Origin of the sequence: Rhodococcus sp. BH4 (assembly GCF_002079265.1) — a bacterium.
GTDB lineage: Bacteria > Actinomycetota > Actinomycetes > Mycobacteriales > Mycobacteriaceae > Rhodococcus_F > Rhodococcus_F qingshengii.
Genome location: NZ_CP014941.1, coordinates 4,593,834 through 4,615,695, shown reverse-complemented (window position 1 = coordinate 4,615,695; position 21,862 = coordinate 4,593,834). Strand labels below are relative to the sequence as shown.

Annotated in this window: 20 protein-coding genes; 11 read left to right on the top strand and 9 right to left on the bottom strand. The window is 63.3% G+C overall.

The features are described from left to right. Window positions 1–46 precede the first annotated feature (46 nt). Complete coding sequence (gene metG, locus A0W34_RS21070) at window positions 47–1,645, bottom strand: methionine--tRNA ligase (protein ID WP_003946248.1); 1,599 nt, start codon at window positions 1,643–1,645, stop codon at window positions 47–49. Window positions 1,646–1,666: 21 nt separating this feature from the next. Between metG and A0W34_RS21065 the strand changes: the two genes are divergently transcribed. Continuing rightward, window positions 1,667–2,494 carry a TatD family hydrolase gene (locus tag A0W34_RS21065; RefSeq protein ID WP_081558226.1) on the top strand — a complete coding sequence of 276 codons (828 nt, stop codon included), beginning with the start codon at window positions 1,667–1,669 and terminating at the stop codon, window positions 2,492–2,494. Between the two features lie 76 nt (window positions 2,495–2,570). Continuing rightward, on the top strand, window positions 2,571–2,960 hold the full coding sequence (locus A0W34_RS21060) for a DUF6578 domain-containing protein (protein WP_081558225.1): 390 nt from the start codon (window positions 2,571–2,573) through the stop codon (window positions 2,958–2,960). A gap of 36 nt (window positions 2,961–2,996) precedes the next feature. Here A0W34_RS21060 and A0W34_RS21055 read toward each other — a convergent pair whose 3' ends face one another. Together A0W34_RS21055 and A0W34_RS21050 are read right to left on the bottom strand one after the other, a co-directional pair. Continuing rightward, window positions 2,997–3,764, bottom strand: coding sequence for an amino acid ABC transporter ATP-binding protein (locus A0W34_RS21055; RefSeq protein WP_003946239.1), 768 nt, complete (start codon window positions 3,762–3,764; stop codon window positions 2,997–2,999). Further along, entirely contained in the window at window positions 3,761–5,209 is a 1,449-nt protein-coding gene (locus A0W34_RS21050) for an amino acid ABC transporter substrate-binding protein/permease (protein WP_003946214.1), read from the bottom strand. Before A0W34_RS21050 ends, A0W34_RS21055 begins: the two co-directional genes overlap by 4 nt. Before the next feature lie 236 nt (window positions 5,210–5,445). Between A0W34_RS21050 and A0W34_RS21045 the strand changes: the two genes are divergently transcribed. From A0W34_RS21045 to rsmA, 3 genes are read left to right on the top strand one after another with little or no spacing between them, the layout of a single operon-like run. Beyond that, window positions 5,446–6,570: a resuscitation-promoting factor gene (locus tag A0W34_RS21045; protein ID WP_042921286.1), complete on the top strand. Its 1,125-nt coding sequence runs from the start codon at window positions 5,446–5,448 to the stop codon at window positions 6,568–6,570. Between the two features lie 31 nt (window positions 6,571–6,601). Further along, the gene (locus tag A0W34_RS21040; protein WP_007729017.1) at window positions 6,602–7,729 is read left to right on the top strand and encodes a resuscitation-promoting factor; all 1,128 of its coding nucleotides are present in this window, start codon (window positions 6,602–6,604) and stop codon (window positions 7,727–7,729) included. A 9-nt stretch (window positions 7,730–7,738) separates the two neighbouring features. Continuing rightward, a complete protein-coding gene (gene rsmA, locus A0W34_RS21035) occupies window positions 7,739–8,638 on the top strand; it encodes a 16S rRNA (adenine(1518)-N(6)/adenine(1519)-N(6))-dimethyltransferase RsmA (RefSeq protein ID WP_003946263.1) in 900 nt (299 codons plus the stop codon). 58 nt (window positions 8,639–8,696) lie between these two features. Here the strand turns inward: rsmA and A0W34_RS21030 are convergent, their stop codons facing one another. The 3 genes from A0W34_RS21030 to A0W34_RS21020 are packed head-to-tail and all read right to left on the bottom strand — an operon-like array spanning window position 8,697 to window position 12,089. Then, a complete protein-coding gene (locus A0W34_RS21030; RefSeq protein ID WP_081558224.1) occupies window positions 8,697–10,958 on the bottom strand; it encodes a heavy metal translocating P-type ATPase in 2,262 nt (753 codons plus the stop codon). Next, on the bottom strand, window positions 10,958–11,872 hold the full coding sequence (locus tag A0W34_RS21025) for a hypothetical protein (protein ID WP_081558223.1): 915 nt from the start codon (window positions 11,870–11,872) through the stop codon (window positions 10,958–10,960). Before A0W34_RS21025 ends, A0W34_RS21030 begins: the two co-directional genes overlap by 1 nt. Before the next feature lie 7 nt (window positions 11,873–11,879). After that, complete coding sequence (locus A0W34_RS21020; RefSeq protein ID WP_081558222.1) at window positions 11,880–12,089, bottom strand: heavy-metal-associated domain-containing protein; 210 nt, start codon at window positions 12,087–12,089, stop codon at window positions 11,880–11,882. A gap of 314 nt (window positions 12,090–12,403) precedes the next feature. On the opposite strand from A0W34_RS21020, the gene A0W34_RS21015 reads away from it, so the two are divergent. Next, a complete protein-coding gene (locus A0W34_RS21015) occupies window positions 12,404–12,607 on the top strand; it encodes a cold-shock protein (RefSeq protein WP_003946232.1) in 204 nt (67 codons plus the stop codon). A 96-nt stretch (window positions 12,608–12,703) separates the two neighbouring features. Here the strand turns inward: A0W34_RS21015 and A0W34_RS21010 are convergent, their stop codons facing one another. Next, entirely contained in the window at window positions 12,704–13,672 is a 969-nt protein-coding gene (locus tag A0W34_RS21010; RefSeq protein ID WP_047272612.1) for a helix-turn-helix transcriptional regulator, read from the bottom strand. A 96-nt stretch (window positions 13,673–13,768) separates the two neighbouring features. Between A0W34_RS21010 and A0W34_RS21005 the strand changes: the two genes are divergently transcribed. The 4 genes from A0W34_RS21005 (at window position 13,769) to A0W34_RS20990 (ending at window position 18,403) form a co-directional block, all read left to right on the top strand. Further along, entirely contained in the window at window positions 13,769–14,764 is a 996-nt protein-coding gene (locus A0W34_RS21005; protein WP_081558221.1) for an ATP-binding cassette domain-containing protein, read from the top strand. Between the two features lie 37 nt (window positions 14,765–14,801). Continuing rightward, on the top strand, window positions 14,802–15,578 hold the full coding sequence (locus tag A0W34_RS21000; protein ID WP_007729012.1) for an ABC transporter permease: 777 nt from the start codon (window positions 14,802–14,804) through the stop codon (window positions 15,576–15,578). An 81-nt stretch (window positions 15,579–15,659) separates the two neighbouring features. Beyond that, on the top strand, window positions 15,660–16,595 hold the full coding sequence (locus A0W34_RS20995; RefSeq protein WP_081558220.1) for a 4-(cytidine 5'-diphospho)-2-C-methyl-D-erythritol kinase: 936 nt from the start codon (window positions 15,660–15,662) through the stop codon (window positions 16,593–16,595). Further along, window positions 16,595–18,403 (top strand): ABC-F family ATP-binding cassette domain-containing protein, encoded by a 1,809-nt coding sequence (locus tag A0W34_RS20990; protein ID WP_003946255.1) that lies wholly within the window; start codon window positions 16,595–16,597, stop codon window positions 18,401–18,403. The genes A0W34_RS20995 and A0W34_RS20990 overlap by 1 nt, the downstream gene beginning before the upstream one ends. On the opposite strand, the gene A0W34_RS20985 is transcribed toward A0W34_RS20990, so the two are convergent. Then, the gene (locus A0W34_RS20985) at window positions 18,400–18,819 is read right to left on the bottom strand and encodes a TetR/AcrR family transcriptional regulator (protein WP_081558219.1); all 420 of its coding nucleotides are present in this window, start codon (window positions 18,817–18,819) and stop codon (window positions 18,400–18,402) included. The genes A0W34_RS20990 and A0W34_RS20985 overlap by 4 nt on opposite strands. A 218-nt stretch (window positions 18,820–19,037) precedes the next feature. On the opposite strand from A0W34_RS20985, the gene A0W34_RS20980 reads away from it, so the two are divergent. Then, window positions 19,038–20,276: an HNH endonuclease signature motif containing protein gene (locus A0W34_RS20980; protein WP_081558218.1), complete on the top strand. Its 1,239-nt coding sequence runs from the start codon at window positions 19,038–19,040 to the stop codon at window positions 20,274–20,276. A gap of 80 nt (window positions 20,277–20,356) precedes the next feature. Here the strand turns inward: A0W34_RS20980 and A0W34_RS20975 are convergent, their stop codons facing one another. Beyond that, window positions 20,357–21,847 (bottom strand): acetyl-CoA acetyltransferase, encoded by a 1,491-nt coding sequence (locus tag A0W34_RS20975; protein ID WP_081558217.1) that lies wholly within the window; start codon window positions 21,845–21,847, stop codon window positions 20,357–20,359. Between the last annotated feature and the right edge of the window lie 15 nt (window positions 21,848–21,862).

Here is a 21,862-nt window from a genome sequence, read left to right as displayed (position 1 = left end):
CGGTAGGCGGATATTTCGGACCCCACGTGCGGCACTCTCGCTTAGCTCATTCCTCGACGAAGCGGGGGAAAACTGGCGCCGGAGCAGGCAGTTTCCGGTTCGCGTCGATGCGAACCGCAATGTCGGCGAACTGCCGGTTCTCTTCGCTCTGGCCAAGCAGATCGAGGATGCGTGACGCCGCGTCGGGCATCACCGGCTGAACGAGAAGCCCGACGATACGGACCACTTCGAGCGTCACGTACAGAACCGTCGCCATGCGTGCCGGATCCGTCTTGCGCAGAACCCACGGTTCCTGCTTGGAGAAGTACCGGTTGGTCTCGCCGAGAACGCCCCAGATGGCTTCCAGTGCGAGATGCAGCGCCTGCACGTCGAACTCGCTGCGGCACTTGGCAAGCAGGGCATCCGCCGACGCCAGCATCGCCAGGTCGTCCTCGGTGAACTCGCCGGGGGTCGGTACCTGGGCATCGCAGTTCTTCGCGACCATCGTCAGTGAACGCTGCGCGAGGTTGCCCAGTTCATTGGACAGGTCTGCATTCATACGCGTCACGATTGCTTCGTGGCTGTAGCTGCCGTCCTGGCCGTACGAGATCTCGCGGAGCAGGAAGAAACGGACCGCGTCGAGGCCGTACTGATCGACCATCGCGATGGGGTCGACGACGTTGCCGACCGACTTCGACATCTTCTCGCCCTTGTTGTACAAGAACCCGTGGACGAAGACCCGCTCCGGCAGTTCGATGCCGGCAGACATGAGGAACGCCGGCCAGTACACGGTGTGGAAACGCGTGATGTCCTTGCCGATGATGTGCAGGCTCGCGGGCCAGAACTTCTCGAACTCCGCCGAGTCGACGTTCGGGTAACCCACGCCGGTCAGGTAGTTGGTGAGGGCGTCGACCCAGACGTACATGACGTGGTCGGGGTCTCCGGGAACCTCGACGCCCCAGTCGAACGTGGTGCGCGAGATCGACAGGTCCTTGAGGCCGCCCTTGACGAAGCTGACGATCTCGTTGCGACGAGTCGCGGGGGCAATGAACTCGGGATGCTCTTCGTACAGAGCAAGCAAACGGTCCTCGTAGGCCGAGAGACGGAAGGTGTAGTTGGACTCCTCGGTCCACTCCACCGGAGTGCCGGTCTCCGTCGACTGACGGGTGCCGTCGTCCAGAAGCGTGGTCTCGGCTTCGGTGTAGAAGGCCTCGTCACGAACCGAATACCACCCCGAGTACGTGTCGAGGTAGATGTCGCCCGATGCGGCCATCTTTTCCCAGATCGCCTTGCTGGCGACCTGATGATCGGCGTCGGTGGTGCGGATGAACCGGTCGTACGAGATGTTCAGGACCTTGTCGAGGTTCTGGAACACGTCGGAGTTCCGAGCCGCGAGTTCGCGGACGTCGATGCCCTCTTTGATCGCTGTCTGCTGCATCTTCAGACCGTGCTCGTCGGTGCCGGTCATGAAGAACACTTCATGACCGTCCAACCGCTTGAAACGGGCGAGCGCGTCCGAGGAGATGTACTCGTACGCGTGGCCGATGTGCGGAGCGCCGTTGGGATACGCGATCGCTGTCGTGATGTAGAACGGCGATCGTTCCGCGCCTTCCGGGGCAGCGGAGTCCGGGCGCGGGGTCTGGGAGGGTGAGGCAGGCACAGTCATGGTGGGCTTACTCTATCGGGCGTGAGCAAAGACCGTCCCGCCCCCGATGCCCCTGAGCCCTTGTCGCCTCTGATCGACGCACATACGCACCTCGACGCCTGTGGTGCGCACGACGCTGCGACCGTGGCCGAAATTGTCGATCGGGCCGAAGCCGTCGGCGTCGGACGGGTCGTCACGGTGGCCGACGACCTTGATGCCGCACGCTTTGCCGTCGACGCTGCGAACTGGGATTCGAGGGTTTACGCAGCCGTCGCAATCCATCCGACCAGGGCGAACGTCCTCGATGTCGACACCAGAGCCGAGATAGAACGGTTGGCGTCCGATCCGCGGGTCGTCGCGGTGGGGGAGACCGGGCTGGATCTCTACTGGCCGGGCGAGCTCGAAGGGTGCGCCACCATCGAGGAGCAGGTCGACGGTTTCCGGTGGCACATCGACCTCGCGAAGCGTCTCGGTAAGACGCTGATGATTCACAATCGCGAAGCCGATCAGGACCTGCTGCGGGTGCTGCACGAGGAAGGCGCGCCGGAGACTGTGGTGTTCCACTGCTTCTCCTCGGATTCGGAGATGGCCCGTGCGTGCATCGACGCGGGCTACGTGTTGAGTTTCTCGGGAACCGTGAGTTTCAAGAATGCGAAGGCGCTGCGTGAGGCCGCGCTGTTGGTGCCCTCGGATCAGCTGATCGTCGAGACGGATGCGCCGTTCTTGACGCCGCACCCGTTCCGCGGTGCGCCCAACGAGTCGTACTGCCTGCCGTACACGGTGCGCGCACTCGCAGACATCCGCGGCGAGGATCCGCAGGCGCTGGCAGCAGCGTCCACGGCGACAGCGGAGCGCGTCTACAAGCTCTGACGCTATGGTGGTCTGACAGGTAACTCCGCGCCCGGGACGGTCGTGTCCCGGTTCGTCTACTGCGCGGAGTATTCAGATGAATGACTACAACGTGGTCACAGTCCGCATCGAAACGTGGGAATTCGAGTGCTGTGCACCGTTGCCGGTGGTCGGCGAAAAATCTGCGTGGGCTTTGCACCCCACACGTGAGTCGCTGTGGTTCGACGGGACGGTTCATGGAGGAATCTATCCCGACGACGTGGAACCTACGGCCGGGATCGTTCTCTCGATCCGACTCGGGCGCGGCGAGTTTGTCGAACAAGAACCCAGGCACTGGGTATTGGTACCTGGGAGCACCGATCACGTTCGAGTCGAGAAGGTCCCACGGTCTTTTCGCGGCATGTCGTCGCTGGTTGCCGGTCGTCGTGGCTGGATGGAGACGGCCGTTGTCGTCGAATTGGCCACCACCCGTGCGCCTTTCCGGTAGTCCCCGCTACCAAAAAGGCGCACAGGGGGCTTGCCCCTAGAGAACCTTCGCCAGGAAGTCCTGGGTGCGCTGCTGCTGGGGGTTGCCGAACAGACTCTCCGGCTTACCTTCTTCGACGATGTATCCGTCGGCCATGAAGATGACTCGGTCGGAAACCTCACGAGCGAAGCCCATCTCGTGGGTCACGACGACCATGGTCATGCCCTGCTTGGCGAGGTCGCGCAGCACCTGCAGAACCTCACCCACCATTTCGGGGTCGAGGGCGCTGGTGGCCTCGTCGAAGAGCATGATGTCCGGACTCATCGCGAGTGCGCGGGCGATGGCAACGCGCTGCTTCTGCCCACCGGACAGGCTGGCGGGCTTGGCATCTGCCTTCTCCGCGAGACCGACCTGGCCGAGCAGCTTGACGGCGATCTCGCGAGCTTGCTCCTTGGTCGATCGCCCGGTCTGCACCGGAGCGAGCATCACGTTTTCGACGACGCTCATGTGGGGGAACAGGTTGAAGTGCTGGAACACCATCCCGATGTGCTGGCGCACCTTGTCGATGTCGACATCCTTGTTCGTGAGGTCGAACTGGTCGACGCGCACGGATCCGGCGGTGATGTCTTCGAGGCGGTTGAGGCAACGCAGGAAGGTCGACTTGCCGGAACCGGAAGGCCCGATGACGCAGACCACTTCACCGCTCTTGATGTCGACGTCCAGGCCCTTGAGGACCTCGTTGTCGCCGAACGACTTCTTCAGTCCCTTGACCGAAATCTTGACCTCGGTGGCGGACTTGCCCATGTTGACGGCTGTTTCGGTCACTTGTTGATCCTCTTCTCGAGGCGGTTCGACAGCTTGGTGAGCGCCATGATGATGATGAAGTACATGACGCCGATGATCAGCCACATGTTGAACGACTGGAAGTTGCGCGCGATGATGATGCGCCCTGTCTGAGTGAGCTCGGCGAGTCCGATGACCGACAGGATCGACGTGTCCTTGAGGGTGATCACGAACTGGTTGATGTACGACGGGATCATCGTGCGAATTGCCTGCGGCATGATGACTTTTCGCATCGACTTCATGTAGCTGATGCCCAGGCTTCGTGACGCCTCCATCTGTCCCTTGTCGACGGACAGGATGCCGCCGCGGACGATTTCAGCCATGTACGCGCCGGCGTTGAGCGAGAGCGTGATGATGCCTGCGGTGAAGGCGGACATCTGGAAATGCAGGGCTGCCGGGATGCCGAAGTAGATGAAGAATGCCTGCACCAACAGCGGTGTGCCGCGGAAGATGTCGACGTAGGTCGTGCCTATACCTCGGACGAACATGTTGGTGGACACGCGGCAGAGACCGAAGATCGCGCCTAGGACCAGAGCGATCGCGATCGAGACGACCGAGAGAACGATCGTCAACCACAGGCCCTTGAGAAGCTGCGGGTAGGTGCTCTTGATCAAGCCGATGATGGAGTTGTCCGACGTCGACGCGCCCTGACCGAGGTAGGTCGAGACGATTTCGTCGTACTGGCCGTCGTCGCGCAGGTTCTGCAGTCCGGCGTTGAACATCTGGAGCAGTTCGGCGTTCTGGCCCTTGTTGACTGCGAAGCCGTAGCTCGCGCCCACCTCTTTTTCGGTGACCGTCTTGAGGCCGTTGCCCTGTGTGATGCCGTAGGCGAGGACGGGGTAGTCGTCGAAGACTGCGACGGAGTTCCCGGTGCGGACCTCGTCGTACATGCTGGCGGAGTCGGCGAAATAGACTGTGGTGAAGCCGTATTGGTCCTTGATGGACTCGGCGAAGCTGGCGCCCTCGGTGCCGTTCTTGACGGCGACGCGCTTGCCCCTCAGATCCTCGTACGACTTCACGTCGTTGTCGGTCTCGAGGACCGCCATCTGCACGCCCGACTCGAAGTACGGGTCGGAGAAGTCGAACACCTGCTTGCGGGCGTCGGTGATGGACATGCCCGCGATGACGCCGTCGGCCTGCCCGGCCTGCACGGCCTGCAGTGCAGCGTCGAAGCCGAGCTGCTTGATGTCGACCTTGAAGCCTTGGTCCTCGGCGATCGCATTGAGCAGGTCGATGTCGATGCCGACGAGTTTGCCGTCTTCGTTCTCGAATTCGAACGGGGCGAATGTCAGATCGGTGGCGATCGTGTAGGTGCGGCCGGGTTGCGCGCTCGCGATTCCGGGGGCGAACAGCGCTGCGATCAGCGCCAGCAGGATGGCCAGGATCGGCCACCTGGCATTACGTGGTCTGTCGAATCTTCTTCGCACTATCGCCCAGCTTTCTTCTGTCGCGCCCGGGATCGCCGGACTGCTTTGAACCAGACGAGAACATACTGCGCCCAGAGCTGAATCGATACACGGGTATCGGAGCCGGAAAGTGCAGAACACACGACACGCCGTTGCCGTTCCGTGACAAAAGTCGCATTTTGTTGTGATTTAGTTGCCGATACAACCCTCGGTCGTTACCGTATTGTGATCGAACGTCGTCTGCCTTGGGATTTCCTGTGTCGCCTTTTGCCAAGATCAACTCCACGAAGTCACCACTTCTCTATTCAGTGGTGGGTGCGTTGCTTCTGACGCTCATCGTCGGGGGTGCGCTCGCCGTGGTTCGGCACAAGACGATCACCCTCGATGTCGACGGCGACATGATTTCGCTGTCCACGATGTCGAGCAGCGTCGGTACCGCTCTCGAGGACGCCGGATACCCGGTCGATCCCAAGGACGCGCTCGCACCCAGTGCCGATTCCTCCCTGTCCGATGGCGATACCGTCGTACTGCGCCGTGCCCGTGAGTTGGCTCTGACCGTCGACGGTCAGCCGACCACCATCTGGACCACCGCATTGACGGTCGACGAGGCATTGAAGCAGGTAGATGTTTCCGACGACTTCGCAGTCTCGGCTTCGCGCTCGCATCGTCTGCCGCTCGAACGGACCGAGCTCGACGTCGTCAGCCCGAAGACCGTCAGCGTCAGCGACGGTGGCGCTCCCGCGGCGGAGGTCAAGCTCGCCGCCGTGACCGTCGGCGATCTTCTCGCGGCCAAGAATGCGCCGCTCGAGCAGGCCGACTCGGTGGTTCCCACCGCCGACACACCCGTTACCAACGGCCTGACCATCCAGGTCACTCGCGACCGCACGGACACTCGCGTCGAGACGCAGCCGATCGCGCCGCCGGAGAACAAGGTCGAGGATCCCGAGCTGGAGAAGGACAAGACCGTCGTCGAGAACCCGGGTGTTCCGGGTGAGCGCACGGCCACTGTCGAGGTCAAGACCGTCAACGGCGTCGAGGCCGGACGAACCGAACTGTCCGCGACCGTGATCAAGGAACCGGTCGCAGCAGTGGTGAAGGTCGGTACCAAGCAGGCTTCCGCTCCCGCTGTGTCCAACGCGTCGACGTGGGATGCCATTGCTCAGTGCGAGGCGACCGGAAACTGGGCCATCAACACCGGCAACGGTTTCTACGGAGGACTTCAGTTCACCCAGAGCACCTGGGAAGCATTCGGCGGCGGTCAGTACGCAGCTCGCGCCGACCTCGCATCACGTGAACAGCAGATCGCGATCGGCGAGAAGGTCCGCGCCGGTCAGGGCTGGGGTGCTTGGCCGTCCTGCACCAGCAAATTGGGCCTGCGCTGACGCGCTCACACCTCACAGAACACAGGAACCGATGTCACCGTTCGCCAAAATCAACTCGACCAGGTCGCCGTTGTTGTACTCGGCGATCGCCGCTCTTCTCCTGACGGTTCTCGTGGGTGGTGTTCTGGCCGTCGTCCGGCACAAGACCATCACTCTCGATGTCGACGGTGAGCAGATTCGCCTGAGCACCATGTCGACCAACGTCGACGGCGCTCTCGAGGACGCGGGTTACCCGATCGGTGACAAGGATGCAGTTGCTCCCGCGGCCGACGCTTCGCTGTCCGACGGCGACACCGTGGTGCTCCGTCGTGCCCGTGAGATCACGCTGACGGTCGACGGTCAGCCGCAGAAGCTCTGGACCACAGCCTTGACCGTCGACGACGCGTTGAAGCAGTTGGACGTCGCGGCGGATGTGCACGTGTCGGCTTCGCGCTCGCAGCGTCTTCCGCTGGACGGCGCCGCGCTCGACGTGCTGACACCGGTCGTCGCAAAACTGGTCGACGGCGCAAACGCGGCAGCAGACGTGCGTATCGCGGCGCCGACGGTCGGGGAGTTCCTTACCGCCAACGGCACTCCGCTCGAGCAGTCGGACACGGTGGTTCCCGCCGCCGACGCTCCACTGACCGAGGGCCTGGAGGTCACGGTGACGCGCAACCGCACCGAGAACAAGGTCGAGACCTTGCCGCTCGATCCGCCGGATCAGCGCATCGAGGATCCGACGATGAACCAGAGTCGCACGATCGTCGAGAACCCGGGCGTGCCCGGCGTGCGTGACGTGACGTTCGCCGTGAATCTCGTCAACGGTGTCGAAGCCGGACGTACCCAGGTCTCGGAGACGATCACCACACCGGCGCAGCCGAAGGTCGTGCGTGTCGGAACGAAGCCGGGCACCGAGGTGCCGCCCGTGGAGAACGGTTCGACGTGGGATGCGCTCGCACAGTGCGAGGCCACCGGTAACTGGGCCATCAACACCGGCAACGGTTTCTACGGCGGCGTGCAGTTCGATCAGAACACCTGGGAACGACAGGGCGGGTTGAAGTATGCGCCCCGCGCCGACCTCGCCACCCGTGAAGAACAGATCGCGATTGCGACACAGACCCAGCGCACTCAGGGCTGGGGCGCATGGCCGTCGTGCTCGGGTCGCCTCGGACTGGGATAAGTTCTACTGGTGTCAGACGCCGAACAATCGAACGAACCCATCGCTACTCCGCGCGGGCAGGCAGCCCTGCTCGGTCCGGTCGAGGTGCGCGCTCTTGCCGAGGAATTCGGTGTCCGGCCCACGAAACAGTTGGGGCAGAACTTCGTTCACGACGCCAATACCGTGAGGCGCATCGTCACCACGGCAGGCGTGACACGTGACGACGTCGTTCTCGAGGTAGGGCCTGGTCTCGGTTCGCTGACGATGGCGCTGATGGACGTCGTCGATCGTGTGATCGCGGTCGAGATCGATCCCAACCTCGCGGCTCGCCTCCCGAAGACGGTGGCCGAGCGAGCGCCGGAGCTTGCCGATCGACTGACCGTCGTCGAAGCGGACGCGATGCGTGTGCTGCCTTCACAGATTCCCGGCGAGCCGACCGCGCTGGTTGCGAACCTGCCGTACAACGTCGCGGTGCCGGTGCTGTTGCACCTGTTCGCGTCGCTTCCGAGTCTGCGGACCGCACTCGTGATGGTGCAAGCCGAGGTTGCCGATCGCCTGGCGGCTGATCCGGGAAGCAAGATCTACGGCGTTCCCAGCGTCAAGGCCAACTTCTTCGGCGAGGTTCGCCGCGCCGGTGCCGTCGGACGCAACGTGTTCTGGCCGGTGCCGAAGGTCGAATCAGGACTGGTTCGTATCGATCGGTACGCGGAGCCGCCGTGGCCGATGGACGAGAAGCACCGCAAGCAGGTTTTTGCGGCGATCGACGCCGCGTTCGCACAGCGCCGCAAGACTTTGCGTGCCGCTCTCAGCGGTTGGGCAGGTTCGCCTGCCGAGGCCGAACGACGGCTCCTCGCTGCCGGTATCGAGCCTCAGACGCGTGGCGAGATGCTCGACGCAGCAGCCTTCGTTCGGCTGGCTGGAGGCGAATAGCCCCGTGCGCGGTTAAGGAGTGCAGGGACTCCCTAACCGCGCACAGGGGGCTTGCCCCTTATTTGAACCGCCGCAACCTCAGGCTGTTGCTCACCACGAACACACTGCTGAATGCCATTGCGGCACCGGCGAGCATCGGGTTGAGCAGGCCGGCCGCAGCCAGCGGGATCGCAGCCGTGTTGTAGGCGAATGCCCAGAACAGGTTGCCCTTGATGGTCTTGAGCGTCTTGCGGGACAGTCGAATTGCATCGGCTGCCGACCGCAGGTCACCTCGCACCAGAGTGATGTCGCTGGCCTCGATCGCAACGTCGGTACCCGTGCCCATCGCCAGGCCGAGATCGGCCTGAGCCAGGGCTGCCGCGTCGTTCACGCCGTCGCCGACCATGGCCACGACGCGTCCTTCCGCTTGCAGTTTCTTGACGGCGTCGACCTTGTCCGCAGGCATGACCTCGGCGAAGACGGTGCTGATCCCGACCTGATCCGCGACAGTGCGAGCAACGGTGGCGTTGTCACCGGTCAGCAGAACCGGTTCGAGGCCGAGTGCTTTCAACTGCGCGATTGCTTCGGCGCTCGTGTCCTTGACCGCGTCGGCGATCACGAGGATGCCGTGCGCCTTGCCGTCCCAGCCCACCGCGATTGCGGTGCGCCCGGCCTTCTCTGCTGCAGCCTTCGCCTCGCGGAGATTTTCCGGCAACGGCATCGACCAGTCGGCGAGCAGCGCGTCTCGGCCCGCGACGACGGCGTGACCGTCGACCATTCCCTGCACGCCGCGCCCGGCGACGTTCACGAAATCCTCGACCGCAGGCAATTCGCCCACGGCTTCGGTCGCACCCTTCGCGATCGCTGCGGCGATGGGGTGCTCGGAGCGATGTTCGAGTGCGCCCGCCAGCTGAAGGACCTCGTCGACGGTTGTTCCTTCGCCCACCACGGTGTCCAGCAATGTCATCTGACCGGTGGTGACGGTTCCCGTCTTGTCGAGCACGACGGTGTCGACTGCGCGCGTCGATTCGAGCACCTCGGGTCCCTTGATGAGGATTCCCATCTGGGCTCCGCGACCCGTGCCCACCAACAGGGCTGTGGGCGTTGCCAATCCGAGGGCACAGGGGCACGCGATGATCAGCACGGCGACAGCAGCGGTGAAGGCCATCTCGATAGGGTTACCGGTGCCGAGCCAGTAGCCCAGTGTCGCAACGGCAATCGCGATGACGACCGGTACGAAGATACCGGCGATCCGATCGGCGAGGCGCTGAACTTCGGCCTTGCCGTTCTGGGCGTCTTCGACCAGTGCCGCCATCTGGGCGAGTTGGGTGTCGCTCCCGACCCGGGTTGCCTCGACGGTCAAGGTTCCACCGACGTTGACGGTGGCGCCGACGACAGTGTCCCCGACACCGACTTCCTCAGGCACGGATTCACCCGTCAACATGCTCATGTCGACGGCTGAGCGGCCCTCGGTGATGATGCCGTCGGTGGCGATCTTCTCGCCGGGCCGGACGATGAAGGAGTCGCCGGCTGCCAGTTCTTCGGCGGGGATTCGTACTTCGACGCCGTTGCGCAATACCGCGACGTCTTTCGCACCGAGCTCCATGAGTGCGCGTAGTGCGGCGCCGGACGTGCGCTTGGACTTGTGCTCGAAGTAGCGTCCGGCCAGCACGAACGTGATGACGCCCGCGGCAACTTCGAGGTAGATGTTGGCGCTGCCGTCCATCCGGTCGACCGTCAGCCGGAAGGCGTGCTTCATACCGGCTTCGCCCGCAGTGCCGAAGAACAGTGCGTAGAGCGACCAGACGAAGGCCGAGATGGTGCCCAGCGAGATGAGCGTGTCCATCGTGGCCGCGCCGTGACGCAGGTTCACCCAGGCAGCCCGGTGGAAGGGGAGGGCCGCCCACACGATGACCGGTGCGGCCAGTGTGAGGGAGAGCCACTGCCAGTTGTCGAACTGCAGCGCAGGAATCATTGCCATAGCGATGACCGGCACGGAGAGAAGAGTCGAGATGATCAGGCGGGTACGAAGCTCGCGCAGATCACGATCCTGCGGGGTTTCCGCATCCGGGTCGACGGTGTCCGGCGCGCTGGGCGGCTTGGGGAGCGCGGCGGAATAACCGGCGTTCTCGACGGCAGTGACCAGATCTTCGACGGGCACCCCGTCCGGGAAGGTGACCTTGGCCTTTTCCGTCGCGTAGTTGACGGTGGCTGTGACGCCGTCGATCTTGTTGAGCTTCTTCTCGATTCGTGACGCGCAGGATGCGCAGGTCATCCCGGTGATCGCGAGTTCGACGCTGCTCGAGTTGGCAGCATTGTCGACCGCAGTCGGTGACGTCATCAGTGCCCTCCCTCGTGATTGTCTGGAACTGAAGCCGTGGAAGTGCCTGCATCAACAGTGAATTCGGCGGTCCGAACCACGCCTTCGTGCTGGAAGTCGAGGAACAGCCGGTATGTGCCTTCGCTCGGTGCCTGTGCGTGGAAGGAAATGTCCGGACCAGGAGCTGTGACGCCGTCGCCTGGCTCGCCTTCGGGGTGCACGTGCAGGTAGGCGAGGTCGCCGGTGCGCAGGGCAACGAGGTGACCGAAGGCGCCGAGGTACGGATCGAGATCGGTGACCGGGGCTCCGTCGCGAGCAACGCTCAGCGTGATCGGGCCGCCGGCAGTGGTCAGATCACCGTCGAGAGTCACGGTGTATCCGTCGACGGTTGTGGTCGCGCTCTTCGCAGGTAGCGGCGCAGGAGTGAATTCGCCTGCCACGTCGAAGTTTCGGCCGAGTGTCAGTTGGGTGCCGTCGGTGGGATCGAAGTCCGCGAAGACTCGGTAGGTGCCGGCGGCGGGCCAGGCCCAGTCGATCGACCAGGTGCCGTCTGCAGCGAGGGACGGATGTACGTGGCGGAATTCGCTGGTGTCGTTTCGGACGACAATGAGGTGGAGTTTCTTCTCGTGCAGGAGGTCGAAATCGACGACGGGCGTGTTGGTGTCGTCGAGAATCCGGAAGGTCAAGGTTCCCGGCTCCCCAGCTCGACCGGGTGCGGTCACATCGGTGAGTGTGTATCCGCCGGAAGAGACTTCGAGTCCTGCAGGTGTTGCCGAATCCATGCCTGGCATCGATTCTGTGGTTGATTCGTGGGTGCTGTGCTGGGCGGTGGACATGTCTATCGGGCTTCCGATTGCGGCCCCCACGCCGAGGGCGGCGCCGAAGACGGCGACCAGCCCTACGGCGTAGGCGGCAAGTGTTGTCGAGGTGCGCACGGCTGACTCAGCTTGGTACGACTGCGTAGCCGGCTTCGTCGACTGCTGCGACGACGTCGGCTGCGGAGACGGGAGCATCGCTGGTGACGACGACGCGTCCGCTCGCCAGTTCGACATCCACCGCGATTACTCCCGCGATGTTGCCGATCTCTTCCTTGACGGATCCGACGCAGTGTCCGCAGGTCATTCCGGAAACGGTGTATTCGGCGGTGGTCATCGCAGGTCCCTTCGGTTGTGGAAAGCTTATTTTACGGATACCCGGTGTAGGTATCGCCCTGCAATCGAAGGTACCCCCAGGGGGTATGCCTGTCAACGGGCTGGGCAGTGATGAAGGCCTCAGGGAAGACAACACGGCGGATGTGTGGTCTACTTGTGGTGGTCGTAAGTGTTTGTGTTTGTGTTTCCACGCTCGCAAATGGTTAGGTTGCGAGCGTTTGGACATCCTCCACGGATTTGTCTCAGAACGGTCGTAGTAAGTGACCCGGGCGGTCGAAGCGACTGCCTGTTGACACTGTGTTAGAGGAGATTTACATGGCAGAGGGCATCGTGAAGTGGTTCAACTCCGAGAAGGGGTTCGGCTTCATCGCTCCCGAAGACGGCAGTGCTGACGTCTTCGTTCACTACTCCGAGATCCAGAGTGGCGGCTTCCGCACTCTCGAGGAGAACCAGCGCGTGGCGTTCGAGATCGGTCAGGGCAACAAGGGCCCGCAGGCCACCGGCGTTACCATCGTCTAAGACGTCCATGTGAGTCGGGCAACCGACGCATGACGTACTGACAAGACCCCAACTCTTCGGAGTTGGGGTCTTGTTGTATTTGGGTGAAAAACGCTGTCATGCATCGAGATACCGCTGAGTGGCGACTGCCATTTCCGCCGCGATCGTGCGGCATTCCTCGCGGAGTTCAGGTGGATTCACAACGGTGAAATCGACGTCGAAAGCTCTGAGCCAGTGTGCGATCGATCGCAGAGAAGTGCCCGAAAGCACTATGACGCAACGCCCTTCGTCGGTGGACTCCACCGATCCCCACTGTTCGTTGACCATCGGTGCTATCTGCTCGATGGGTGCATGCAGTAGAACGGTTGCGCGCGTGGAGGAATAGGCCCGAGCGACACCGCGGGAAACGAAGTCTGCTGCACCACCGGCGGGTAGTTCCCGCGGCACGAATCGTGGGCCGGTGGGGATCTTGGGTTCCATTCTGTCTACGCGAAATGATCGCCAGTCTTCGCGAGCGAGATCCCAGGCCACCAGATACCACCGGACACCCGACCGTACGAGCCGGTACGGTTCCACCTCGCGCCGGCTCTGGGTGCCGTCGTGAGTGCTGTAGTCGAATCGCAGGCGTTCGTGGTTGTGGCACACCGACGCGATGGCGGACAAGACCGACGCATCGACTGCGCTCGCGGCGGGCTCGCGTGGCACGACGTCGATCGACAGCGACTCCAGACGGTGTCGCAGCCTCGACGGCATGATCTGCCGCAGCTTCGCCAGCGCGCGCATCGAGGCCTCGCCGATGCCGACCACCGAGCCGGTCGCTCCGGACTGCAGTGAAAGTGCCACCGCGAGCACTTCTTCGTCATCGAGCTGTAGCGGGGGCATCTCCGCGCCCGCTCCCAGGCGATATCCGCCACCGACTCCGACTGTCGCGTCGACCGGGTAGCCGAGATCGCGGAGGCGGTCCACGTCACGTCTGACTGTGCGCGGGGTGATCGCGAGTTTGTCTGCGAGTTCGGCACCGGACCAGTCTCGACGCGTCTGGAGCAGTGACAGCAACCGCAGTAGGCGAGCCGATGTCTCCTTCATGGCCAGAAGTCTGCCAAACATTTAGGACCCAATGCGTCCTCAATTGAATTTAGGTTGGTCCACATCCGATCAGTCGAGAAGAAATTGGGGCACATCATGAGTCGCATCAACGACGGCAGACCGATGATCGAGACGAAGGCGCTCACCAAGCACTTCGCCCAGGGCAAGAAGCTCGTGGAAGCAGTCAAGGGAGTCACTCTCGACGTAGCGGAGGGCGAGTTGGTTGCCTTGCTTGGGCCGAACGGTGCCGGAAAATCGACGACGTTGCGCATGCTGACCACCTTGCTCGAGCCCACTTCCGGTACTGCGCGGATCGCGGGATTCGACATCGCTGCGGCACGAAACGAGGTGCGATCGAGCCTCGGATACGTCGGACAGGGGAACGGAGCCGGCCACAACCAGCGGGTTCGCGACGAGTTGGTGACGCAGGGGTTGTGCTACGGAATGCCCAAGGGCGACTCGCAGGTCCGGGCCGACGAATTGCTGCGTGATCTCGAACTCACCGAGTTGGGTACTCGAAAGGTCAGTACGCTGTCCGGCGGGCAGCGACGGCGGCTCGATATCGCTCTGGGCCTGGTCCATCGCCCACCGCTCCTGTTCCTCGACGAGCCGACCACGGGCATGGACCCGCAGAGTCGGGCCAACCTCTGGGACCACATCCTCCGGCTGCGGCGCGAGATGGGCACCACGATCGTGCTGACCACGCACTACCTCGAAGAAGCGGATTCGATGGCGGAGCGGGTCATCGTCATCGACGAGGGCACTGTCATCGCGGACAACACCGCTGCCGCACTCAAAGCGGATCTCGCGGGGGATCATCTTCTGCTCACCTTCGACAGTGCCGAAGCGGCCGGCATCGCGGCGTCGGTGGCCGAGCAACTTGTCACTGTGCGTGACGTCACGGTCGAGGCAAACTCGGTGAGTATCCGTGCCGGCGAGGGTGATTCGACGCTCCCGGTATTGCTGCGTGAAGCCGATACCCGCGGCGCCCGCGCAGTTACTGCCGACATCACCAGGCCGACTCTCGACGACGTTTTCCTCACTCTCACCGGCCGCAGCCTGCGCGAGAGCGCCGCCGCGGTCGCTTCCTAGAACTACGACGAAGAACTACGACGAACAGGAACCCGCCATGACAATCACACTCGATACCCCACGTAGCGCGCACGGCAACATCGTTCGAGACAGCGCGATCGTGATGGGTCGTGAACTGCGACCGATGTTGCGTGACCCGGTCAGCGTCATCTTCAGCCTCATCCAGCCGCTGATCCTGTTGGCGTTGTTCGGGCCTCTGCTCAAAGGGGTTCCGGGTACCGGTGACGGCGTATGGAATTGGTTCATTCCCGGTGTGTTGGTGATGATCGCGATCTTCGGAACGACGATGACCGGGTCCAACCTCCTGATGGAGATGCAGCAGGGATCGCACGAGCGAATGTTGGTGACTCCGCTCCGACGCTCGTCCTTGTTGATCGGGCGAGCGTGCAAGGAGATGGTTCCGCTTGCCGCGCAGGCGATTCTGATCATTCTGGTCGCACTTCCGCTCGGATTGGACGTCAATGCAGCGGGAGCCGCGCTCGGGATAGTCCTGCTGGGAGTGTTCGGCGTCGGACTCGGTGCGCTCTCGTACGCTCTCGCTCTGGCTGTGCGGGAGCAGGATTGGATGTTCTGGGTCGTTCAGCAGACGCTGATGTTCCCGCTCCTGATCCTGTCGGGAACCATGCTTCCACTCGAGGACGCACCAGGTTGGATGAAGGTCCTCGTGAACATCAATCCGCTCGGCTACGTCGTAGACGCCGAGCGGGCACTCTTTGCCGGAGACTTCGCGTCGAGCAGCGTTCTGGCAGGAATCGTCGCCGCCTTGGGCGTGGCGGTGGTCGGTCTGGGCGTAGGTGTGCGCGCGGTGAAATAGCGTGGGTGTGCTGGCTGTCGGACGGGGTGCTGCGGTCGCAGGTTTTCGCCCAGGTGTTCGCAGCGCCTATTGTTGTTCCTTGTGCTCTCCGTCGTTCCACGCCCCGTAGTCGTCCGGGCCCCGTCCAAGGTGAATCTCCACCTTGCCGTCGGGGACCTGCGAGACGACGGCTATCACGAGCTGACGACGGTTTTTCAGGCTTTGTCGCTGGCAGACACCCTCACGGTGGCGCCTGCGGACACCTTGACCGTGCGGGTGATCGGCGACGACGCCGCGGCCGTGCCGACCGATCGCACCAACCTCGTGTGGCGTGCCGCCGAGATGCTCGCCGTCGAGGGTGGCGTGGCCCCGAACGTCGAGATAGTCATCGAGAAAGGCATCCCCGTCGCAGGTGGAATGGCCGGCGGGAGTGCCGACGCAGCCGCCGCTTTGGTTGCGCTCAACGCTTTGTGGAAGCTCGACTTCTCGCGGCCTGATCTCGACGCTTTTGCGGCACGCCTCGGGAGTGACGTTCCGTTCTCGCTGCACGGTGGCACTGCCCTCGGAACCGGCCGCGGCGAACAACTTGTCCCCGTGTTGACCCGCCACACTTTTCACTGGGTGTTGGCGCTGGCGAAGGGTGGCTTGAGCACACCGGTCGTGTTCCGCGAGCTGGACAAGCTGCGGGCAGAGGGCTCCCCGAAACGGGTGGGGAGCGCCGATGCGTTGATCCAGGCACTGACCACGGGTGACGCTCATCTGCTTGCGTCGCTGCTCGGCAACGATCTGCAGGCTGCGGCACTCTCACTCAACCCGGATCTACGACGGACGCTTCGAGCGGGCGTCGAAGCCGGAGCTTTGGCCGGCATCGTCTCCGGCTCCGGACCGACATGCGCCTTTCTCTGCGCCGACGCACAGTCCGCGGTGGAAGTGAGCGCAGAACTTGCGGGAGCGGGGGTGTGCCGCACCGTTCGCGTGGCGAGCGGACCCGTTCCCGGAGCACGAATACTCGACAATGCGGCAAAGGGACAGCGCTGATGGCGAATCTGATCAATCTGGAAAACGTGTCGAAGTCTTTCGGCGTCAAGCCGTTGCTCGACGGGGTCTCCCTGGGCGTCGAGGAGGGCGAGCGCATCGGCGTCGTCGGCCTCAACGGTGGCGGTAAGACGACCATGCTCGAAGTCCTCGCGGGTGTGGAGCAGCCGGATTCGGGACGCGTCAGCCGCGTCGGCGGATTGCGTATGGCCGTCGTGACGCAGCGCGGTGTACTGCCTCCCGGCTCCACTGTCGGTGAAGTGGTCCTGGGGCCGCTCGGAGTGGCGCAACACGAATGGGCCGGCGACGCGCGCATCCGTTCGGTGCTCTCGGGTATCGGCATCGACAACCTGGGCGCCGGCGGCGAGCGGTCCGCATTGGATGCCAAGGTCGACGGCCTGTCCGGCGGTGAGCGTCGCCGCGTGGCTCTCGCTGCGGCCCTGGTTCAGGACCTCGACCTGCTGGTGCTCGACGAGCCCACCAACCACCTCGACGTCGAAGGTGTTCAGTGGTTGGCCGAGCACCTCGTCTCGCGTCGCAGCGCGCTTGTCGTCGTGACCCACGATCGCTGGTTCCTCGACACCGTCGCCACCCGCACCTGGGAGGTTGTCGGCGGCGGCGTCGAAAGCTACGAGGGTGGCTACAACGACTGGGTGTTCGCTCGCGCCGAGCGTTCGCGTCAGGCTGACGCTTCCGAAGAGCGTCGACGCAACCTTGCACGCAAGGAACTCGCATGGCTGCGCCGCGGTGCGCCGGCCCGTACGTCCAAGCCGAAGTACCGCATCGAAGCCGCAGAGGCTCTGATCGCCGACGTTCCGGCACCTCGTGACGCGGTCGCTCTTGCGTCGTTCGCGCAGCGACGGCTCGGCAAGGTTGTCATCGAACTCGAAGACGCGCGTCTGGAGACTCCGGACGGCCGTGTACTCGTCGAGGATCTGACCTGGCGTCTCGCTCCAGGTGAGCGTGTAGGCCTGGTCGGTGTCAACGGCTCGGGCAAGACGACTCTGCTGCGGACTCTGGCCGGCGAACTCGAGCCTGCCGCCGGAAAGCGCATTCAGGGGCAGACCGTCCACATCGGTTGGCTCAAGCAGGAACTCGACGATCTACCTACCGACATGCGCGTACTCGACGCGGTCAAGGATGTAGCTGAGCGAATCACCCTGGGAGACAAGGAAGTATCGGCGGGTCAGCTGGCTGAGCGGTTGGGCTTCACACCGGCGCGTCAGCGCACCCCAGTCGGTGATCTCTCCGGTGGTGAGCGCCGACGTCTGCAGTTGACACGTGTCCTCATGGCCGAGCCCAACGTCCTGCTTCTCGACGAGCCGACCAACGATCTCGACATCGACACGCTTCAGCAACTCGAAGATCTGCTCGACGGCTGGGCGGGCACCATGGTGGTCATCTCGCACGACCGGTACCTGATCGAGCGCATCTGTGACACCACTTGGGCGCTCTTCGGTGACCGCAAGCTCACCAACCTGCCCGGCGGTATCGAGGACTACCTGCGTCGGCGCGCAGCAATGGGGGATGGCGACAACCCGTCGGTGGCTTCGACGGCGAGTGGTGCGTCGAAGAGCAAGCAGGTCCGCGACGGCGCCGCGGATCGCGCTGCACGCAAGGAACTTTCGAAGCTCGAGCGGTCAATTGCGAAGTTCGACGACCGAGAGAAGAAGCTGCACGCTTCCCTCGCCGACGCGGCCACCGACCCGGACAAGCTGCAGAAACTCGGCGCAGAACTCAAGCAGGTCATCGCCGACAAGGAAGCCGCCGAAGAGCAGTGGATGGAGCTCTTCGCCGAGCTGGACGGCTAGGGGAACTTCGCTGCGAACCTCTTGAAGATTCGCTCGGGATCCAGGGTTTCCGGAGCATGCCTGCGCAGCAGTGCGTCCAGAACGAGCCCGTCCAGTGCTGCGACCAACTCCGTTGCATCGGACGAGGTCATGCCGCGTTCGACCAGGATGTCGACAAACCGATCCCGACCACGCACCAGTTCCACTGCGAGGTCGGGATCGTGGAATGACGCGATGATCAGTTCGTAACGCGCCCGAGTGCGGCCGGATTCAGGCCCCAGCCACCGGGCCACCTGTTGCTTCGGCGTCTCGCCCGGGCGAGGAAGATCACCGTCCAGAAGGTGTCGCACCACCTCGACTATCAGTCCACGCTGGTTTGCGAAGTAGTGCCGTGCGCTGCCGTGTGGCACGCCCGCCTCGTCTTCGACGCCTCTCATCGACCAGGCTCGAAACCCAACCCGGCCCGTCTTTTTCGACATCCTGCTTGTGCTGTGCGTTGTTGCGATTGTGTGTTTCGCGGGATACGTCCTCTATCGCGTCGTCTTTGACGGCTAGCTGAATGGTGATGTACTGCAACAGGTCTCAAGTCTTCATGTTCCCGAAGTTGTCCGGTTTGTCTCTGGTTATCGAAAGTATGTTCGATTAAACTTTGAGCATGGACAGTCGGGAAGCGTGGCAGCTGGATGGCGAGGACCTCAAGGGTGAGGTTCTGGATCTGGTGCGCGCCCGACACGAGTTGCAGTCGCGGATGGTGTTGCTGATCGTGGAGATGTTTTCCCGGGAGGTTCTCGGTGGGAAGGGTTTTCGGGCGATCGCGCAGTGGTTGCATGGGTCAACGAATCTGGAGATCGGTGAGTGCAGTCTGCTGGTCGGGTTGGCGCGGTTGCTGATGCTCGAACCTGTTGTCGCGGATGCGTTTCACCGTGGTGACGTGGATGCGTTGAAGGCGCGGCAGGTGGCGTCGTTTTGTCAGCATCCACCCAAGAACATGACCCTGGCGGATGTGGACAAGGCTCGCGGGATCCTGCTTGGCCTGGCGTCGAAGAACATTGCTGATTGTGATGCGGTGCGGGCGGCGATCCGGCGGATCGAGAAGCAGTACGGCAAACGCGAAGACGGCGTTCCGGTGGGTGAGGATTCGGAGCGTAACGAGTTCTACGCCTCGAAAGGCTTGTACGGGCGGGTGACCGTGAAGGGCGACCTGGATGCTGTGAACGGGGCACGTCTGATCACGTTGCTGTCGAGCCTGTCGGCGCCGACGCCGGAGAAAGACGGCGTCAAGGACGCCCGCACGCCGGCATTACGACGGGCGGATGGGTTCTGCGAATTGTTGCGGCGGTACGAGCGGGCGGGGCTGGGTCCGATCGAAGGCGGAGTGAAACCGCACATCACAGTCACCGCCAGTGCAAAAGACATGACCGACCTCAAAGCATTGAAGGATCTACTGCCGTCGACTCAGGAACTGGGTTTCGCGTGTGCGGATTGGGTAGGTCCGATCAGTATCGATACTGCCCGGATGCTGGCGTGCGACTGCACGGTCACCCGGATTTTGTTGGACGAGAACGGTGTTCCGCTCGACTGCGGCAAAGAAGCAAGGACCGCGACGCTACCCCAGCGGCGGGCGTTGGCGGTTCGTGATGGTGGGTGTGCGTTTCCGGGATGCGGGACACCGTCGGGGTGGTGCGATGCCCATCATATTGTTCACTGGAACGATGGTGGCCCAACGGATCTCGACAATCTGATCTTGTTGTGCGGTCATCATCATCGGACGATGCACCACACCGAATGGCGGGTGGAGATCGGGCCGGATCGCAAATCGGTGTTCTATCCGCCGATGTCTGTTGATCCGTATCAGCAGCCGATCGGCGGGAACAGCCCACCCACCGCGGCGTGAATCGCGACAACTGAAGACGTGAGCACCGGGGCACAACCATGCCCCGGTGCTGACGGCTGTCTACTGTCAGAACGCTACTGTCAGAACGTGAGCGTGAGTCGCCCGTTCTCGTCGCTGATGTGAACAGTTCGCCCGATCGACGGAGGGTTGTCACCGCGAAGCTGGGTCAGTTCGGCGGCATTCTCGGGACCGGTGTGACCGGCGACGCGGCCGCCGTCCGGCGTTGCCGCGATCACGAACCCGATCTCAGGCTCCCCGGTGCGGCCGTATTCGACAGAGGCCGTAACTATTTCCGCCGTGCCCGTGTAATCAGTGATCAGTTCCGGAACCTCCGCAGTTAGCGCGCGTGCGTCGGGATCACCGACGTACCCGCCAGCGTGAGCGGCGGACGACAGCAGTACGCAGTGCTGGTAGGTGAGGAATCCACCGTTGCCGTGGACGAGGGCAAGGTTCGCGCCGTCGCGAATTCGCCTGGTGACTTCAGCGACGGAATGCAGGGTGTAGCTGTTGAGCGGTCCACCGAAGAACGAGTGTCCTCCGGTGACGCTTGGGATCGCGGTATCGGGAAGTCCGAGTTCGCGGATCAACAGCTTGGGCACGATCGGGAAGCAGCTGTAGGCATCGACGATGTCGAGTGCGTCGGCGCCGACTCCGGCACCGTCGAGTGTGCGATGTACGGCGTCATGCATCGCGGCCGAGCTGTCGAAGCTGTTGCGGCTGAGTATGTCCAACGGATCACTCGCACCTGCGCCGCCCCAGAGGTACACCAGCTTGTTTTCATCGATCCCGAACTCGCGGGCCGTCGACAACGAGCAGACGACAACGGCCGCAGCCTGATTGACGAAAGGCATGGCGTTGAGCATCAGCGGGTACGGCTCGGAGACCATCCGATTGCCGGGGCCGACGGTGCCGATCTCGTCTGCCGATCGGATCTCCGACGTCCAGGAGGCGGGATTCTTCGAAGCCAGTTCCGAGAACGCGGCGTACATCCGCGCGGACCAGTCGAGCGATTCACGGGCGTCGTGGCCCTCGGCAGCGCTGAAACAGTTCTCGAAGAGCGGGTAGACACGAGTCGGCACGATGAAACCGGCGCGCTGCATTTCGGGGCTTCCCAGGTCGGTCGGATCGAATCCGGGAGGCCCACCGGGCGCGGCTGTCCACCCGATCGAGTCGGGGGCGACTCCGGACTTTCGCAGCGCGGTGCTGCTGGCGTGCGATTCGCCGCCCACGAGCAGAGCAGCCGAGGATTCACCGCGAGCGATGGCCGCGCCGATCCGATCGAGGAGCGCCGCGGGCCAGTGGCCACCGATCGGCGAGGTAGAGGTGACCGTGGGGGTCGCGCCTAATCGTGAGGCAAGCAGCCCGGGGAGATCGTCGTACGACCAGCTGACTGTCTTGATCGCGAACACGGAATCGATCTGTGTTCCCAGTTCAGCGTGGCCACTGTCGTTCAACGCGGCGACGGTGGCGTCGTGAATCAGATCGAGGGGTTCGCGGTGCCCGTCGGCAGGATTCCGGCGCAGATCGCCGACGCCGACGATGACCGGGATTCGTGATGCGTCAACCATCATGTACCTCTCGTTGCC